Below are 16,197 nucleotides of genomic sequence, written 5' to 3' on the forward strand. Positions count from 1 at the left end.
TAGTCCTGACTCCTGTTAAGATTCGCGTAAAACGTAGCCGACACCGCGCACGGTATGAATGAGGCGTTTTTGACCACCAGCCTCCATCTTCATGCGTAAATAGCGAATATATACCTCAATAACGTTTGATTCTCCTCGAAATTCGTCTCCCCAGACATTTTCGAGAATTTGATCCCTTGATAATACTTCTTTCGGGTGAATCATCAGGTAGCGCAGCAGTTCAAATTCCTTCATCGTCAACTCAATATTTTTGTTTTTATAGGAGAGACGACGAGTGGCTAAATCTAATACTAAGTCACCGAAGCGCAATTGTTCGGGGATAGTTTCCAGAGGTTGCAGGTAAAAACGGATTAATTTGAGAAAAGATGGCGAATTATAGGGTTTGAGAAAATAATCGTCGGCTCCCGCTTCCAAACAGGCGAGACGTTGTTCTAGGGTTTCTTGAGATACTAACAAAATAATATAAACGCAACTTCCCTGGGAACGTAAACGACGACAAAAAGTCACACCCGCTTCCCCCGCCAGGAAGCGATCGAGTATAATCATCGCTGGCTGCCAACTTTGCACTTCTGGAAAAGCGATATCAATGCTAGGCACAATCAGGGGACGATAACCTGCTTCTTTCAAGTCCGCACTGGCTAGTTTAGCGATATTCTCCTCAATTCCCACCAAGAGAATCGAAGAACTCAGAACTGATGTACTCATGAGTCGGCAGCGGTAAAGAAATAGGAAAGATAGGGAGGAGACTAGCCAATTATACTTAATTGATTCTCGCCTAACCGATTTGAGATAAAAAAGTTAACGCTGTGGTGCGTTGGACAAAATTACCATTGACAGACCAACCAATAACTCGATCGGGGGACGACCAGAGGCTAAGATGGTCTACAGGGGGATCCGCATAAAAATTTTCTTGACCGCTACCCAATAAACAGGAACTCCAATGGGTAAAATAATCGTGACTAAGGCGATAAATGGGAAAATTACCGATTAATGGCACTCCCCACCCGTCCAGAGCAATTAAAGCTCGAATTTTCGCCCCTTGAGCTTGCCAATAATGAGCTAAAGCGATCGCATTTACCACCCCCGCACTAAACCCAATTAAGGTTAGGTCTTCTCCCGGTGAAAAAGCTTCATTTAAGCAAGAAAAAGGAGAAATAATCATATAGGGACGTAATTTGACCGATTTGCTCCCCAGATGTCCTAAAAAATCCTCGGTCAATCTAGAATCATGAAAACCCGTACAAATCACTAAGGTCATAAAATTAAGTAAAAAGCTATGAGGAGACAGTAATCAGTTATCAGTCATCAGTTTTTTCTCCCTGCTCCCCTGCTCCCCTACTCCGTCTCCCCACTTCATAATTCACAATTCATAATTCATAATTCCCGCTCCCCACTTCATAATTCATAATTCATAATTCCCACTTCCCCTAATCTTGCCACTTATGACCGTAGAATCCAGTTTACAACAGTTAAAAAGAGCTTCATCGGGACGATTACCCAGCAGTTACGGGGTCTATTTTAAGAATACCCTGGTGGCTCTCTGTCATGCTCTTGAAGATCATATCTTGCAAACTAGCAGCCCTGATAGTACAAATAAACCACTTGTCTTAGTCACCTTTCAACAGGGTAAATGGTATTTACAGGAGGCCGAGCGCTATTTAGATATGGCTCGCTCTTCTCGTCATATTGCGATCGCTGCCGTAGCCGATAGTGGTTTTTCTGAGCATAAAACCGGCAGTTTAGAGAATGTTTCGCTAGTGAACTTAGATAATAGCGATAGTTTGGTTAATGAGTGGAATTTAATCATTCTTTCCCCCGATTACGCCTCCATGGTACTCTGTCATGAGTTATCCCCGGAAGAATACCGGTCCGATAGTCAACCCCAAATAGACACGGAGCGAAAATTCTACGGTTTATGGACATTCGATCGCGATTTAGTCGAAAAAGCCGCTACGATCTTAATTGAGCGTCTGCATCCTTATAATCCCAGTCTAGCGGCCGATTTAAGCAGACAACAGCAGGAAATTAGTCAAAATATTAATCCCATTCCCACGGATTTAACGGGAGTAGTCTCTCGCATTGTCACCTATCTGCAAACCAGTCAACAGCAGTTAGTCACCGTCAGCAGACAAACACGAGAATTAAGCGACTTAGAAGGACAAGCATCCCGTTTAAATAAAAATTTAGCCGCGAATAAACTGCAAGCTTTTCTCAGAATGGCTCAAAAAGTCGATGAAAGAGATATTGATAATCCCCTTGCTTCCCTACAGGTGGCCGCTTTAGCGGAAATGTTGGGACAATTGCTCGATTTACCCACCCTAAGATTACGACGCTTACGATTAGCAGGTTTATTATACCGCATCGGTCTAGCGGAGGCTCCGATCGAAGTTTTTAGACAGCGTGCCAGTCAGTTAGAGGGAGCAAATGCGTTATTTTGGCGGGATCGATCGGTGTTAGGCGCACAATTACTCGCCACTATGCCCGAATTAGCCCCAATTCAACAGATTATTTACCATGAGTTTGAATACTGGGATGGTAGCGGGGTTCCCAACGGCTTAAAAGGGGAAGAAATCAGCCTAGAGTCGCGAATTTTAGGATTATCAGCCTATTTTCAGGAATTAACTCAACCGCGAGGCGACCGACTAGCTCTAGATTTAGGAGAGGCCCTAGAGCGCTGTCAAAATTATAGCGGGATTCGTTTTGATCCCGCTTTGGTAGAAAAATTAACTTCGGTAATTCGTCTGTGCGAAATGGGATGGATGCAATTACCCGATCGCCCTAGTCAAGTCCCCGCCGTCTGGTTAGAATCAGTTTAGATTAGACTCCGATTAAACTCTGCATGGCACGTCCCATATTAGCCAGTTTAAAAGCTGCCATGGCCGCGGTCGGTTCATAGCCGCAATGTACCATACAATCGGCACATTGAGGATTGCCACTGGCTCGACCGTAGTTATCCCAATTGGTTTCTGCTAAAAGTTCCCGAAAGCTTTTGTAATGTCCTTCGTTGAGCAGATAACAGGGTTTTTGCCATCCTAAAAGACTATAACTAGGACTACCCCAAGGAGTGCATTCATAGTCCTGTTCACCGATGAGAAAATCGAGAAAGAGAGGATTATGGTTAAAATTCCACTTTTTCTGCCCTGATTTCCAAGGTGAGAGAATTTCTCGGAATAAAGCTCTAGTTTGCTCCCGTTTCAAGAAACTATCTTGATCCGGGGCCCACTCATAACTGTAACCGGGGGAAATCATCATACCATCGATGCCCAAAGTAGCGAGAAAATCGAAAAATTCCTGCATTTCTTGCGGTTCTGTGCCTTCAAAAACCGTGGTATTAGTAGTAACCCGAAAACCTCTCGCTTTCGCCGCTTTAATCCCTTGTACTGCCTTATCGAATACTCCCTCTCGATCCACACAGCGATCGTGATGTGCTTTTAAACCGTCCAGATGGACACTAAAGGTAAGATAGGGTGAAGGAGTAAATTTATCCAGGCTTTTCTCCAATAACAGAGCATTGGTACACAGATAGACAAATTTTTTTCTGTCCACTAACCCCTTGACAATTTCATCAATTTGTGGGTGTAAAAGCGGCTCGCCCCCGGGGATGGAAACCACGGGAACCCCACATTCTTCCACCGCTGCGAAACATTCTGCTGGGGTGAGATGATTGCGGAGGATTTCTGGGGGATGTTGAATCTTACCGCAGCCAGTACAGGCTAAATTACAGCGAAATAGGGGTTCTAGCATTAAAACTAAGGGAAAACGCTTTTTTCCCGCTAGACGCTGTTTCAAGATATAAGAAGCAACCACTAAAGCTTGTTGCAGTTGGACAGCCATTTGCTCACACCAATAGGATTCTAAGTCATTATAGACTGTTAACAGGACATCAAGGCATAGAAGCCTAGAAAATGGCAAAATAAATAAAAGCTGATGGCTTTTTTCCTGTTTACTTGATTATCGGATAGATTATGAGTTCTTTAGGTGATCGCTTCAAGAAATTTGCGGGTAAAACTCGCTATGTGGTCTGTCGCTTATTTTTGCATCTCTACGGACAAGAAGTCGCACCCCTGATCGGTATCCTTAATCGTACTGGCCGGGAGGCGATCGATTCCGAAGGCGATTTAGAGGTCATGGGGGAGGGTTTAGTAGAAATTTGTCAAAATCTGCTGCAGATGAACCTCTATTGGTTTTCTGTGGCTAATGAGGGCGATATTTTTTGGAGTGAGGGGGAAGCGGGAGACTACGTTAACGAACTGTTTACCGATTCCGCGGCCAGATACCTAAGTGAATCGGTGTCTGGGGAAGTGGGGGAAAAGGAACCCTTAACTTTACCCGTCACCGATAACTTAGTTGTTATGATCACAATAGCCTTCGAGGGTGAGAGTGCTGCTTTAGAAACTAGCCTAGCCGATCGAGAGGCCCTGGAAGATGGTTTAAAATCAATAATTAACCTCCACTACCAAGGTCGGCTGCGTGCGATTCAGGTACATTTTTCTCCTGCTCAATTGGGAGATGAATTGACCAATGAGCAACTATTACTCAATTTCCCGGAATTGCTGCCTTTATAGTCTTAATTTTGCCCTTATGCTGCGCCAAGTAACGACAATCCTTTTAATTCTTACCCTTTGTTGCACAACGGTGGCCTGTGGTTCCTCGTCAAATCAAACTCAGTCACCCTCAGCTAATAACAGTAGTGTAAGACAAGAATCCAATCAGGTTAGTAGCGGTCGCTACGAGGTGCAACAAGCTACCTACGATGATGGAGATGGCACTTATACCTTAATGCTGTTAAACACCCCTGGGGGGACTTCACCCCTCTTTCGCACCACTAACCTGCAAATGGCTAGATTAACCGATGAGGACATTGCTAAAGGGGAAAAAACTGCGGTAGAAATCAACGGTGATCAGGCTACCCTGTACATGACTGAAGATTTTAAAATCGAGTATGTCCATAATGTCACGGAAGTGCGGCAAAATCCCCAAACCGGACAACAGGAAACCGTGGTGATTCGACAAGAATCGAGTTTTTGGAGTCCTTTTTTCGGTGCTGTTGCTGGTCAAGCTTTGGGTAGTTTGCTCTTTCGTCCTCAATACTACGTTCCTCCCCTCTATACTCCGGGAGGGGTGATGACTGGTTTTGGTGGTTACGGTTCCACCTATAATCAGGCAGTAGATCAATACCGGACTAAACATAATAGTCCACCTCCGGCAGTCAAAAATCGGCAAACTCTCCGTTCTACCGGCAATTTACGTCGTTATCCCAGTAATACTTCCTCTAGTCCCAAGCGCAGCAGCACAACCACCACAAAACCCAGTGGTTCCGGTTATGGTTCCAGTACCCTGAAGAATTCGGGTAAATCTGATAATGTCAAACGTTCTCCTAGTTTCGGTTCCTCTGGTTCTCGTCGTACCCCTAGTCGCAGTGGTTTCGGCAGCAGCAGACGCGGCCGACGTTAGCAGGATTTGACTGGAGTGGTGGAAGATTAACCCTGTCTTCCCCACCTCAGACATTGGGGATAGCAACTACTTAGAAGCAACCATTTTGCGAATTTCCGAGTAGAAAACCGTCTGGCAATCGCCATTGGCCGACTGGATAATACTGGTACGCAATCTCAGATTAGGACTAGCAAACCAGATTCTTTCCTCGATACGATGGTGATTATCCTCGATGGTTAAAGTTAAAGCTTGATCGCTTCGGAGATGATATTCTCCCAGCGCTGCCGATTTACCGTCCGATGTGATTAATTTTCCTTGCCAAGAATTTTCTGAGGGTAGCCAAACTAAATAGCTAGAACCGATTTTTTTCGGTTGTCCATAGTCCACGGAATTATCCCAAGTCGTTTTCCATCCCCCTAGACTGGTGTGGGACTGACAGTTATTTCCTAAACATAATTGCACCACATCGGCAGCATCGGCAGCCAGCAAATCGATGGTGATTTCTGCTTTATTATTGGCAACTTTTTGGGCAGCTAATTGATAACTGGTGCGCTGAGAAAACCATTTACCCGCACAGAGATTAATAAATTCTTGAATGTCCATGAATGGCTGTAGGCAAAGATAGATCGCTCTGAAAGAATAGATTATTTATTCTATCCTATCCCTAGACGTTGGCCAATTTTTGCAAGGATAAACGGGCCGCTTCGCGCACTTGCGGGTGTTCGTCTTTAACCAAAAATTTTAAGGCTGCGATCGTTTTTTCCGCCGGAAGATGGCCTAAAGCTTCCGCTAATCGCTGCCGAATTAACCAGTCATCGGAGTTAACAAAGGTTAAAAGCTTCTCGACGGTTTCCACTGCTTTGATTTCGCCAAGGGCAGCAATAGCGGCCTGTTGAATAACCGCTTCGTTACTATCGAGGGCCGATAATAACACCTGTTTAGCCCGAATATCGCCCAAATTGCCCAAAGCGACGGCGGCACTAAAGCGGACTAACCATTGCGTGTCTTCGTAAAAAGCCCGTTGTAGGGGTTCAAAAGCGCGAATATCTTCTAAATAACCTAAGGCCCCGGCAGCATCGGCGCGAATGCCATAATCGGCATCATTGGCTAACAAATCCACTAGGATAGGAAAGCATTCCTCAGTTTGTTTGACTCCCAAAGCAAAGACAGCCATCGATCGCACCGGCAGCATTTCATCATAAAGGACTTTTTTGATCAAGGGTACAGCCTCCTCCGGGGCGACTTCTCGCAGGGATGCCAAGGCCAGCAGACGATCTTTAGAGTTGCTGCTTTCTAACTGGAGGGCAATGCTTTCTATATCAGGCTTACTCATTTTTGTCAATCACTTGTAATATTTCTTTAATTCTAACGCAATTGTTTCTAAGTCAGCAGCCTTAGGGGACTGAAACAGCTAATTTCTGTCTGTTACAGTGTTTCTCATAAAGATGAAGTGTAATCTAATTTGGTATCGAAGAACGACTCCCAAAAACGAAAACTTCGTACCTGATCATTAAGATAACTGCTCTAGCTAATATCCTTAACAATAGGGTTAATTTAGCTTAAACCTCCTGTAAAAGTAAGTTTTCGAGGTGCTATCGGCTCAAAATATCGAAAACCTCAGATAAATTTGACATAATCTTGGGTTTTATGGACAGGATAGTTGTCTCTTGTCTTTTTTCTCCTCTTCTGGACTATCTCGGAGTCTCCTCCCGGAAGATTTTTGATTTTTGCAGGAACTCTCTTAAACAAGTTGGGGAAGTGGTTCTACAAAAATTAACTTTATTTATGTTTAAAATGCTATCATGAAGTTTGCATCGTAGATTTCAGTATATATTGAGAAAACCATGACTATTTCTGGCAATAAAATTACAGAAAGCATTATTAACAAGCTGCAGGAAATTCCTCTAGATAAACAAAAACAAATCTTAGAATATGTAGAAGCTCTCACGGAGGAAAAGGAGCCTTTATCTTCCCCTAAAAAACGAGTCTTTGGGTTGCATCAGGGAAAAATTTGGATGAGTGATGATTTCAATCAACCCTTACCCGATAACTTCTGGAATTTTGACTCATGAATATTCTCTTAGATAGTCATACTTTAATCTGGTTTTCCCAGAATTCTCCTCAGCTTTCCTCATCAGCAATTGAGATACTAGAAGATAGAAATAATCTTCTTTTCTTGAGTTTGGTCAGCGTCTGGGAAATACAGATCAAGGTACAGTTAGGCAAATTAAATTTAGATATTTCTCTCTCGGAAATAGTTAAAGATCAAACTAAAATTAATGATGTGCAGATTTTACCCCTGAAATTATCTCATATTTGGACATTAGACACCTTACCTTATTATCACAAAGATCCCTTTGATCGTTTATTAATTTCTCAAGCAATTACAGAAAACTTAATTATCCTAGGCGTTGATTCTGTTTTCGATTCTTATCCCGTACAAAAAATATGGTAAAAAATGTCGTTTTTTTTTCTTTTTGTTACCGTTTACAAAATTTCTAAACACTCAAGGATAAAACTCACGATTGAGATTAATAATTATGCTAAAAACTACCCCTGTCTGGTTAAAATTTCCTCTATTGATGTTAATATAAGATAGTGATCAAATTCCCGAATCAAAGGATAAGAGAGATGGAGTTTGATCCTTGCTAATAAAATTAGCAATAGAAGGTTTAAATGCAGTACAGCTTATTAACAATTCTGATTAATCTTCTATTAGTATAACTTCGGTTGACGGAATCGATAAACATCAATGATCGCCTGTACCCAACCATTAGCAACGGATTCTAATAATCGATCGCCTTTTTCTTTACTTGCATTAGTAGCATCTCCCATCACTCCACTTTTAGTTAATTCCTTAGTTAACCAAGCAAAGGGTAATTTTCCTTCCATAGTTAATAAACTATTTTCTGGCAAACCTTGGGGATATTCTCGGACAGCGCGCTCAATTTTTACCTGTTCTGGCAGTAATGATAACATCATGCTAGTTTCCACATCTCCTGCATGAATACCGTATTCTAATTCATATCCCGAGAATAATTCAGCTGCATTGTGGGGAACTCGCCAAGTGAAAAAAGGAAATACTAAAAAATCGGGATATTGTTGATGAATATCCCTAGCGGCAATTTCCATAACTTGCGGTTGTCCGCCGTGGGAGTTCATTAATACTAATTTGCGAAAACCTGAACGATAGAGACTTTCAGCTATTTCTTGAATGAGGGTTAATAAGGTTGTTGCCGAGAGGGTAATCGTGCCGGGGAAAGACCAATGTTCGTTAGATTTTCCGTAGTAGAGACAGGGTAAAGCAAAGGCGGGAACATTTGTATTTAATTTCTCGAAAGCTTTGCCTAAAACCCCTAAACTAATGGCAGCATCGACGGCAATAGGTAGATGGGGGCCGTGTTGTTCGATCGCACCGATGGGTTGAATAATTACCACATTTTCCTTATCTGGCATTGAATCTATATCGGTCCAAGCAAGATAGGGAAAATAACGATGAGGGGGAATAAAACCGTGCATCATAATTTTATTGGGGGTGGGGGATTAGGGTTAGGGGAAAAATAACGGTTTATTTGGTAATTTTACCACTAATTCTTGGCAAGGTTGCCAATCATCTTCATCGGTAATGGCTTGCCAAACCGAATCCATCTAGCAACAAAACCTGTTTCATTAATTATAATATGCAATATCGTCGGGCAAAAACACCAGGGGCGACTTGTTTTTTTACCCTTGTTACTGAGCATCTTTAAGCCTTTTCTTTAAGTATTATTGTTAATGTAGCTTATTAAGATCAGCGATCTGCTACGCAGTGCCTTTGGCATCGCACTTAGACTCACAGTTTCAATCAATGTGCAGGGTGCGTTCCCAAAAATCGATCGGTGGAGCAGTAGGATCCAGATTAGGGAATGCACCCTACAAGAACGGCGATCGCACTTGATTTAAGGTTGGTTCTGTCTCAAGTGTCAAAGTAGTCATGCCATGTATCGAGTAATGTTGTTTGATGTTCTATCACCAGCCTATCAATTTGATTCAACTCATGTTCTTTAAAGCCTATGTTAAAATCATAGTGGTTAGGCTTATCAACTCCGCCTATGGATGAAAGCTTTGAATGGGATGAAGATAAAAATCGTTTAAACCAACAGAAACACGATGTTTCCTTTGAATTAGCCCAATACGCATTTTTTGACCCCAAAAGAGTTATCGTACAAGATCTGGCTCACAGTCAAGAAGAAAATCGATTTTACTGTATGGGGCAAGTCAATGAAGGAATTATCACAGTACGCTTTACTTACCGGGAAGGAAAAGTTAGAATTTTTGGAGCTGGTTATTGGCGAAAAGGACGTAAACTATATGAACAGCAAAATAACTTATACTGATGAACCAATGGAACTGGGACAAGTCGTTAAAGATTTTTTACCGCCTCCAGACCAGTTAGTTCCTAAAGGTAAAACCAAAACTACTCAAGTAACATTAGAATCAACAGAAGAAAGTGTAATCTTCTTTAAATCTCAAGCAGCTCGAAAGCAAATTCCTTAGGAAAAAATAATCGAATTACTGGTGGAACAATATGCTCATGAATGTATATCTGATGGTTAAACGCTTCATAAGAGTATTGTCTAACCGACATTATAGCTAACTTGAAAAAGGTGCGTTACACGCGCGTTTTCGCACCCTACAAGATCGGCATCGCACTTAAACTCACAGCTTCAATAAATGTGCATGGTGCGTTCCCAAAAATCGATCGGTGGAGCAGTAGGATCCAGATTAGGGGACGCACCCTACGGCAACTAAAAATGGTTAAAAAGTTGTTTTTCAGCTTGTAAGGGATCTTTTATATTTAATTGATGTCTTGCCTTTTCTATAAGTTCTTGGGTTTTGTATGCACCGAAAATCATATTTGCCAATAATGCTAAACTGAACCACCACCAGGTTGGAAATATAGTATTCATTATAGACAAGATTAGTACACTAATTGCTTGATTGCGAGGTTCATCACCTTCTAATTTAGTTTTTGTAACACTAATTATACCTCCAATGAAGGGAATCAAAAGCCAAAATAGCCAGTGCGCCCATATTCTAGCTTTTGCTGCATAGAGCAGCTTTATTCTAGCATCCTCTTGAGAGGCAGGTGCTGGGGAATAAGGACTTGTTGTTTCAACTCTTTCTTTTTGAACATTTCTATAAGTAGTCGGAAACGGGGGAGGTAATTCGCGTGGAATGGGTGGAGGTGCATCCTCTGGTAGAATATCGTTTAATTCAGTTTGGCTCAGGGGTTGCCATTCTTTCATACCTTTTTTCCAAACTAAAGTATTTTCATTAATATCACCTTGATTGGCTAAAGATTCCATCTCTTCAAGACTGAAACTTCCTCTTTTTTGATTGTCTTCTATAAAGTACCACATAACTTTTGAACCTATCTACTAATAGTCTGTTTGGATGATAAAAAAACCAAAATTATTCACTGCATTTTAAAAATGATATTGGGCTTTGTTCTCCTAATAACAGTAAACTTATCGCCATTAATTGCGAAACCTTAATGGATATAGCCTCGTTAAGTTACTCCTGAATTTCTGTCTAACTACATATTATAGGTCAACTCTCTGTATAACACTCTTCAGAGTAACGATATGGGTCAACTTTCTGTATATCACTCCATTTAGGCGCAATCGCCAGAACTTTTCCCTATATCACGCCCAAAAGCGTGTTAGCCAGATGAGCTTACTGCAAACAATCTCCTTTAAGGAGACTTATCACAGAAGCTTTCCGGGATTCTGGCAAAGATTCTTATATCTGACTGCACTTTGTCACAAAATTTCACTATTATTTCGACACTCTTAATAGTTGGAGAGGAAACATTGATCCCCAAGTCTGGTCAATTTTTGTCCAACGCATTTCAGGAAGTGACCTGAATAAGTAGCTAGACATGGCCAATTTCTCATTTGGGGTACGATAGTCAAGGCATTTTCGAGGACGATTGTTAATTAAGTTTAAGGCTCTTTCTACCTCCTCTGGCTTAACGATTTTCAAATTCGGGTGGTGATTCGGTAGTAGTGATGGAGGCTTAATCCTTTGCTTTGCTCTGCATTGTAGTCATGGATAAAATACCAAACGGTTCCCCAACGGCTCTTCTCGGCTTTGTGTGATAATTTTTGCTTATGGAATCGTGAAATACTTATCAGACAAGACTTTTAGCGCTATTTTGCGGATATTCTATCAGTATAGACCTCGTTTCCACACAGAAACCAGAAGAGCCATTATTTTTATTAATAAATATTTTACACACTTCATACCAGATGAGCAAGAGGGCTACGCCACTACTACCAAATCATTACCTGGCCAAGAACCGTAGAAGGATTAATCTGTCTCAACACAGTAATAGGAGTGAAAAGCTAATTTATGTCCCCTCAAAATCGCTGAAAATCTCTCTCTAACCACTTGCGGCACTATTCTCACCCTGGCAGTCTTAGAAACCATTCTATCGGCCGATAATGCCGTCGCCCTGGCCGCTTTGGTGCGAGAACTTCCCGACCCCAGACAAGAACGCCAAGCTTTAAACTGGGGATTAGCTGGGGCATTTGTCTTGAGAGTTGCCATGTTAGTCAGTGCCAGTTGGACAGTTAAATTCTGGCAGGTGGAGGTACTGGGCGCTATTTATCTGATCTGGTTAGCGGGTAAGCATTTTTGGCAGAAATTTCGCAATATAGAGACAGAAGACCAAAATTTTGACCCTAATTTCGGAATAGAATCTTTGGGTTCTGTTATTGTTCTGATTGCTTTTACGGATCTGGCTTTTTCTCTTGATAGTATGACAACAGCGATCGCCCTAGCCGATCGATTCTGGATTCTCCTGACTGGTGGTATTTTGGGAATGTTAGCCCTAGGATTTTTGACCGGTTTATTTGTTAAGTGGTTAGCTGAGTTTGTTTACCTACAAGATGCGGCCTATCTGACGGTTTTAGCGGTAGGGGGAAGATTGTTATTAAAAGCTTGTCAACCAACCTATTTACCGCCAGAGTGGATGGTATTGATGATGGTGGCGGTCTCGTTAAGTTGGGGCTTTTCTAGGCCTGTTGTGGTGGAATAGTTCTGGCAGCAAGGGATTTTCTCAATTTTTTAGGAGCGTGTCAACCGTTATACTCCGGGACGACGGGCGACTGTGACATAATTTGTGACTAGGTACGGTAAGAGTCGCTAGTGAACCCCGTTAGCCTTGGAGACTTCCTTGCTAGACACCATTTCCACCCTATCCCCAAAACTAACAGCGCTCGAAACCACGGGAAATCCTCTCCCGAAAGTTGCCACTTGTTCCTCTACCTGTCGTTACTGTCGGTTTTATAAGTTTCAGGGGAGAGGAAATGGCTATTGTCAGCGCTTGGGAGTCCCTGTTCACAGTCATTGGCGCGCTTGTCCTTTAATTTGTCCACCTTTTGCCCCTTCTTGGGAAAGGTCGGAAAATGGGTAATTCTAAGTAGTTATCTGGATTTTACCGCCTGTATCGAGCAATTTTCTCCCCATCCCGCTCCGTCCGAGGATGGGGTTTTAATCGAAACCGATGCTTTCCACTCCACCGCTATCGGGACTGGTCGCGACAAAATAGAGAATTCCCGACCCGAGACAAGCGATCGCTATACTAAAGCAAATAATCCAGACTTGAGCAGGTTCGTAGCTATTACTATCGATCGCTCGCCGGATGAGAAAATACCGGCGCGTGGCGATGACAACGGTTAATAATCCCACCATAGCGAAGACAAAACCCAACAACCACCCCAATCCTAGTACTGTAGAAGATGCCGTTCGTAAACGCAAAATGACCAGACCAAAACCCATCAAAGCGATCGAGGCACGCATCCAAGACAGATAGGTGCGTTCGTTGGCCGAATGATCTCGCCAGTAATCGGGGTTAAATTTCTGCCCTGTCTTTTGGGATTTAAACAGCATAGAGGAGTTCCTCGCTGGGAAGTTCAATAAAATCAAGTATTCTTTCTTATGGTTTTAATAAATTGTTTTTATCATCTAGTTTTTCGCTTATCTTTAACCAATTCAAGAGACTTAAGCAGATTATCATCCATAAATAGGGGGAGTTTACCGTCCCATCTTTCGATCGCTTTGTTCTGTAAAACTTCTGGACTTAAGGAATCTTGGAGAATGCGATGAGCTGCCGCCTCTCCTTTAGCCAGATTGATTTTTACTTCCGATTCTTTCAAGGCTTTCAGCACCATAAAACCGGCTTTTTTGGCCTCCTGTTCGGCAATTTGTTTGGCTTCCACCGCCTCGGTAAAGCGATCGGAAAAGTTGACATGAACCAAAGAAACATCATCGACACCGATATGATAATTTTTCAGTCTTTCGCTCAAACGAATATCCACTTCTCCTTTCACCTCCTCCCGTTTAGTAATTAATTCTTCGGCGGTATATTTAGCCATAACTTCCTTAAGAATTTCCTCCACTGCTGGATCGATCACTCGTTCAATGACAGCCGCTTCATCGCCAATTTGTTGAAAAATATTATTAACTTCTGATGCTAAAATATGCCAATTCAGGGCCACATCTGTAAATACTTCCTGTAGGTCTTTGGAGGAAGCTTCGGCCGCTATCTGTTGTTTTTGGATTCTCACACTTAGTTTTTTCACCGTGTTAACAACGGGAATAATCCCGTGAATGCCCTCATTAAGTATTTTCTCCTGTACTTGACCAAAAACCATTAAAACCCCTCTTTCTCCCGCATTAACAATCACGAAAGGATTAAAAATAATCGCCAAAATTAATAACAAAAAAAAGAGATTACTTGGTCTAGCTAAAAGACGAATTTTGAGCATTTTAATTGATAATATAGATGGTTGATAGGATAGTTTTGCAAATAAATAAAATGACTAATTTTATGTTGATAATTAGCGATATTTTTATCTACCTTAAGAATTTTATCAACTAGAAAATGAAGGTAAAGTTGTCCTATATTATTTAGATGAAGTCAGATTTAGCCTCGTTATTTTTTCCTTCTGGCTGGCAAAATATCGGGAAATAATTGTCTATTTATAGTTACCATAGTCGCCGATTAAATGTTTTACTAATCATGAATCAAAACGATTATCTCGTTAGTTTTAGTCAGAAACTTGACCAAAAAAGCATTTATTTGTCCAAGAAAGGAATCGGGATTATCCAGAAACAATTATAACAAAATTTCCCTTGTCTTAAATGGTACATTCTCATTCCACCAGTCTAGCTGGTACTTTCTTTTGTAGCAATTACCTTAACACAATCTAGTTTCGGCATAAAAGATATTCTGTATACAGGATATCTCGATAAATTGACTCGCAGAAATGGCTATGATAGAAAAATACAGTAAGCGAATAAGCCTACTGTACCCATTCCATCCCCTAATGAGGTCATTTAATCACCCTTTTTCCTCGAGCGCACAGATCGAGGAATTTATCCTTTATTTTCGTCCCTGAGCGCCCATGTCTGACCGTTATCGTTTCGAGACGCTACAAGTACACGCCGGCCAGGAACCTGCCCCCGGAACCAACGCCCGCGCCGTTCCCATCTATCAAACCACTTCCTACGTTTTCAACGATGCCGACCACGGGGCGCGACTGTTTGCCCTGGAAGAGTTCGGCAACATCTACACCAGGATCATGAACCCGACCACCGATGTCTTTGAGAAGCGGATCGCCGCTTTAGAAGGAGGCGCGGCGGCCCTGGCCACCTCTAGCGGTCAGGCGGCGCAATTTCTAGCGATCGCTAATATTGCCGGTGCGGGGGATAATATCGTTTCTACTAGCTACCTCTACGGCGGAACCTATAATCAGTTCAAAGTCTCCTTACCACGTTTAGGAATAAATGTCAAGTTCGTCGATGGCGATGAGGCCGAGGCTTTTCGAGCGGCGATCGACGATCGCACTAAAGCTTTATATGTAGAGACGATCGGCAATCCCCGATTTAATATTCCCGATTTTGCCGCCCTGGCCCATATCGCCCACGAGAACGGCATTCCCCTCATCGTCGATAATACCTTCGGTTGCGGCGGCTATCTCTGTCGCCCGATCGAACAGGGGGCCGATATCGTGGTGCAATCGGCCACCAAATGGATCGGCGGTCACGGCACTTCCATCGGCGGAGTAATCGTCGATTCGGGGAAATTCGACTGGGGAAACGGCAAATTTCCCCAGTTTACCGAACCCGCGCCGGGTTATCACGGGTTGAATTTCTATGAGGTGTTCGGACCGTCCGGCCCTTTGGGCAATATCGCCTTTATTATCCGGGCGCGGGTGGAGGGATTGCGGGACTTCGGGCCCGCCTTGAGTCCGTTTAACGCATTTTTACTGCTACAGGGATTGGAAACCCTCTCCCTACGGGTAGATCGTCATGTATCCAACGCCTTGGCCCTGGCGAACTGGCTCAAAGAACAGCCACAGGTGGAATGGGTGGATTATCCCGGATTACCGGAACATCCTTACCACGAACGGGCGAAGAAGTACCTAAAACACGGCTTCGGCGGGGTTTTAGCCTTCGGGATTCGGGGCGGTTTCGAGGCCGGGCGGAATTTTATCAACCGGGTGAAACTAGCTAGTCATCTCGCCAACGTGGGGGACGCAAAAACCCTGGTTATCCATCCCGCCTCCACGACTCACCAGCAGTTAAACGAAGAAGAACAGCGATCGGCGGGAGTAACGCCCGAATTAATCCGCGTTTCCGTGGGTTTGGAACATATTGACGATATTATCGAGGATTTCCAGCAAACTTTCCAGAGTTTATAACCCACCACCC

At 42.8% G+C, this 16,197-nt stretch carries 19 protein-coding genes and 1 pseudogene; 10 read left to right on the forward strand and 10 right to left on the reverse strand.

Annotated features, from left to right (window positions below):
• Positions 1-15 precede the first annotated feature (15 nt).
• Together nblR and IM473_RS11240 are read right to left on the reverse strand one after the other, a co-directional pair.
• Positions 16-705 (reverse strand): response regulator transcription factor NblR, encoded by a 690-nt coding sequence (gene nblR / locus IM473_RS11235; protein ID WP_287659452.1) that lies wholly within the window; start codon positions 703-705, stop codon positions 16-18.
• 70 nt (positions 706-775) lie between these two features.
• A complete protein-coding gene (locus IM473_RS11240) occupies positions 776-1,258 on the reverse strand; it encodes a hypothetical protein (protein ID WP_287659453.1) in 483 nt (160 codons plus the stop codon).
• A 184-nt stretch (positions 1,259-1,442) separates the two neighbouring features.
• On the opposite strand from IM473_RS11240, the gene IM473_RS11245 reads away from it, so the two are divergent.
• Entirely contained in the window at positions 1,443-2,816 is a 1,374-nt protein-coding gene (locus tag IM473_RS11245; protein ID WP_287659454.1) for an HD domain-containing phosphohydrolase, read from the forward strand.
• A 1-nt stretch (position 2,817) separates the two neighbouring features.
• Here the strand turns inward: IM473_RS11245 and hpnH are convergent, their stop codons facing one another.
• Positions 2,818-3,834, reverse strand: a complete 1,017-nt coding sequence (gene hpnH / locus IM473_RS11250; protein ID WP_287659455.1) for an adenosyl-hopene transferase HpnH — start codon at positions 3,832-3,834, stop codon at positions 2,818-2,820.
• 131 nt (positions 3,835-3,965) lie between these two features.
• Here hpnH and IM473_RS11255 point away from each other — a divergent pair, with 131 nt between their 5' ends.
• Positions 3,966-4,565, forward strand: coding sequence for a DUF1517 domain-containing protein (locus IM473_RS11255; protein WP_193960808.1), 600 nt, complete (start codon positions 3,966-3,968; stop codon positions 4,563-4,565).
• A complete protein-coding gene (locus IM473_RS11260) occupies positions 4,522-5,454 on the forward strand; it encodes a hypothetical protein (RefSeq protein ID WP_287659456.1) in 933 nt (310 codons plus the stop codon). The genes IM473_RS11255 and IM473_RS11260 overlap by 44 nt, the downstream gene beginning before the upstream one ends.
• 66 nt (positions 5,455-5,520) lie before the next feature.
• Here IM473_RS11260 and IM473_RS11265 read toward each other — a convergent pair whose 3' ends face one another.
• Both IM473_RS11265 and IM473_RS11270 read right to left on the reverse strand, forming a co-directional pair.
• Complete coding sequence (locus tag IM473_RS11265) at positions 5,521-6,036, reverse strand: phycobiliprotein lyase (protein ID WP_287659457.1); 516 nt, start codon at positions 6,034-6,036, stop codon at positions 5,521-5,523.
• A 61-nt stretch (positions 6,037-6,097) separates the two neighbouring features.
• Positions 6,098-6,766 (reverse strand): HEAT repeat domain-containing protein, encoded by a 669-nt coding sequence (locus tag IM473_RS11270; protein WP_287659458.1) that lies wholly within the window; start codon positions 6,764-6,766, stop codon positions 6,098-6,100.
• Positions 6,767-7,277: 511 nt separating this feature from the next.
• Here IM473_RS11270 and IM473_RS11275 point away from each other — a divergent pair.
• Both IM473_RS11275 and IM473_RS11280 read left to right on the forward strand, forming a co-directional pair.
• Entirely contained in the window at positions 7,278-7,505 is a 228-nt protein-coding gene (locus IM473_RS11275) for a DUF2281 domain-containing protein (protein ID WP_002734460.1), read from the forward strand.
• On the forward strand, positions 7,502-7,888 hold the full coding sequence (locus IM473_RS11280; RefSeq protein WP_287659459.1) for a type II toxin-antitoxin system VapC family toxin: 387 nt from the start codon (positions 7,502-7,504) through the stop codon (positions 7,886-7,888). Before IM473_RS11275 ends, IM473_RS11280 begins: the two co-directional genes overlap by 4 nt.
• 260 nt (positions 7,889-8,148) lie before the next feature.
• Here the strand turns inward: IM473_RS11280 and IM473_RS11285 are convergent, their stop codons facing one another.
• Positions 8,149-8,955: a creatininase family protein gene (locus IM473_RS11285; protein ID WP_287659460.1), complete on the reverse strand. Its 807-nt coding sequence runs from the start codon at positions 8,953-8,955 to the stop codon at positions 8,149-8,151.
• Positions 8,956-9,524: 569 nt separating this feature from the next.
• Between IM473_RS11285 and IM473_RS11290 the strand changes: the two genes are divergently transcribed.
• Together IM473_RS11290 and IM473_RS11295 are read left to right on the forward strand one after the other, a co-directional pair.
• On the forward strand, positions 9,525-9,809 hold the full coding sequence (locus tag IM473_RS11290) for a BrnT family toxin (protein WP_041804056.1): 285 nt from the start codon (positions 9,525-9,527) through the stop codon (positions 9,807-9,809).
• Positions 9,784-9,969, forward strand: a complete 186-nt coding sequence (locus tag IM473_RS11295) for a hypothetical protein (RefSeq protein WP_287659461.1) — start codon at positions 9,784-9,786, stop codon at positions 9,967-9,969. Before IM473_RS11290 ends, IM473_RS11295 begins: the two co-directional genes overlap by 26 nt.
• Positions 9,970-10,220: 251 nt before the next feature.
• Here IM473_RS11295 and IM473_RS11300 read toward each other — a convergent pair whose 3' ends face one another.
• Both IM473_RS11300 and IM473_RS22720 read right to left on the reverse strand, forming a co-directional pair.
• Positions 10,221-10,835, reverse strand: coding sequence for a DUF4339 domain-containing protein (locus IM473_RS11300; protein ID WP_004160520.1), 615 nt, complete (start codon positions 10,833-10,835; stop codon positions 10,221-10,223).
• A 532-nt stretch (positions 10,836-11,367) separates the two neighbouring features.
• Positions 11,368-11,463 (reverse strand): annotated as a pseudogene (locus tag IM473_RS22720) (IS30 family transposase); the annotation flags it as partial.
• 415 nt (positions 11,464-11,878) lie between these two features.
• Here IM473_RS22720 and IM473_RS11310 point away from each other — a divergent pair.
• Both IM473_RS11310 and IM473_RS11315 read left to right on the forward strand, forming a co-directional pair.
• Positions 11,879-12,517, forward strand: coding sequence for a TerC family protein (locus tag IM473_RS11310; RefSeq protein WP_287659483.1), 639 nt, complete (start codon positions 11,879-11,881; stop codon positions 12,515-12,517).
• Positions 12,518-12,655: 138 nt separating this feature from the next.
• Positions 12,656-12,895, forward strand: a complete 240-nt coding sequence (locus tag IM473_RS11315; protein WP_287659462.1) for a hypothetical protein — start codon at positions 12,656-12,658, stop codon at positions 12,893-12,895.
• Between the two features lie 77 nt (positions 12,896-12,972).
• On the opposite strand, the gene IM473_RS11320 is transcribed toward IM473_RS11315, so the two are convergent.
• Positions 12,973-13,371: a YidH family protein gene (locus tag IM473_RS11320; protein WP_287659463.1), complete on the reverse strand. Its 399-nt coding sequence runs from the start codon at positions 13,369-13,371 to the stop codon at positions 12,973-12,975.
• Positions 13,372-13,442: 71 nt separating this feature from the next.
• A complete protein-coding gene (locus IM473_RS11325) occupies positions 13,443-14,249 on the reverse strand; it encodes a prohibitin family protein (protein WP_287659464.1) in 807 nt (268 codons plus the stop codon).
• A 639-nt stretch (positions 14,250-14,888) separates the two neighbouring features.
• On the opposite strand from IM473_RS11325, the gene IM473_RS11330 reads away from it, so the two are divergent.
• On the forward strand, positions 14,889-16,187 hold the full coding sequence (locus IM473_RS11330; protein ID WP_061432703.1) for an O-acetylhomoserine aminocarboxypropyltransferase/cysteine synthase family protein: 1,299 nt from the start codon (positions 14,889-14,891) through the stop codon (positions 16,185-16,187).
• Positions 16,188-16,197: the final 10 nt, after the last annotated feature.

Origin of the sequence: Microcystis sp. M015S2, from assembly GCF_020245945.1 — a bacterium.
GTDB lineage: Bacteria > Cyanobacteriota > Cyanobacteriia > Cyanobacteriales > Microcystaceae > Microcystis.

What these genes read in the sequence shown, in the direction of transcription:
- IM473_RS11260 (WP_287659456.1), top strand. Translation starts at nt 4,522, where the DNA reads ATGAGCAACTATTACTCAATTTCCCGGAATTGCTGCCTTTATAGTCTT.
- IM473_RS11320 (WP_287659463.1), bottom strand. Translation starts at nt 13,371, where the DNA reads ATGCTGTTTAAATCCCAAAAGACAGGGCAGAAATTTAACCCCGATTAC.
- IM473_RS11285 (WP_287659460.1), bottom strand. Translation starts at nt 8,955, where the DNA reads ATGATGCACGGTTTTATTCCCCCTCATCGTTATTTTCCCTATCTTGCT.
- IM473_RS11270 (WP_287659458.1), bottom strand. Translation starts at nt 6,766, where the DNA reads ATGAGTAAGCCTGATATAGAAAGCATTGCCCTCCAGTTAGAAAGCAGC.
- IM473_RS11300 (WP_004160520.1), bottom strand. Translation starts at nt 10,835, where the DNA reads ATGTGGTACTTTATAGAAGACAATCAAAAAAGAGGAAGTTTCAGTCTT.
- IM473_RS11280 (WP_287659459.1), top strand. Translation starts at nt 7,502, where the DNA reads ATGAATATTCTCTTAGATAGTCATACTTTAATCTGGTTTTCCCAGAAT.
- IM473_RS11240 (WP_287659453.1), bottom strand. Translation starts at nt 1,258, where the DNA reads ATGACCTTAGTGATTTGTACGGGTTTTCATGATTCTAGATTGACCGAG.
- IM473_RS11295 (WP_287659461.1), top strand. Translation starts at nt 9,784, where the DNA reads ATGAACAGCAAAATAACTTATACTGATGAACCAATGGAACTGGGACAA.
- hpnH (WP_287659455.1), bottom strand. Translation starts at nt 3,834, where the DNA reads ATGGCTGTCCAACTGCAACAAGCTTTAGTGGTTGCTTCTTATATCTTG.
- IM473_RS11290 (WP_041804056.1), top strand. Translation starts at nt 9,525, where the DNA reads ATGGATGAAAGCTTTGAATGGGATGAAGATAAAAATCGTTTAAACCAA.
- IM473_RS11255 (WP_193960808.1), top strand. Translation starts at nt 3,966, where the DNA reads ATGAGTTCTTTAGGTGATCGCTTCAAGAAATTTGCGGGTAAAACTCGC.
- nblR (WP_287659452.1), bottom strand. Translation starts at nt 705, where the DNA reads ATGAGTACATCAGTTCTGAGTTCTTCGATTCTCTTGGTGGGAATTGAG.
- IM473_RS11275 (WP_002734460.1), top strand. Translation starts at nt 7,278, where the DNA reads ATGACTATTTCTGGCAATAAAATTACAGAAAGCATTATTAACAAGCTG.
- IM473_RS11330 (WP_061432703.1), top strand. Translation starts at nt 14,889, where the DNA reads ATGTCTGACCGTTATCGTTTCGAGACGCTACAAGTACACGCCGGCCAG.
- IM473_RS11325 (WP_287659464.1), bottom strand. Translation starts at nt 14,249, where the DNA reads ATGCTCAAAATTCGTCTTTTAGCTAGACCAAGTAATCTCTTTTTTTTG.
- IM473_RS11265 (WP_287659457.1), bottom strand. Translation starts at nt 6,036, where the DNA reads ATGGACATTCAAGAATTTATTAATCTCTGTGCGGGTAAATGGTTTTCT.
- IM473_RS11245 (WP_287659454.1), top strand. Translation starts at nt 1,443, where the DNA reads ATGACCGTAGAATCCAGTTTACAACAGTTAAAAAGAGCTTCATCGGGA.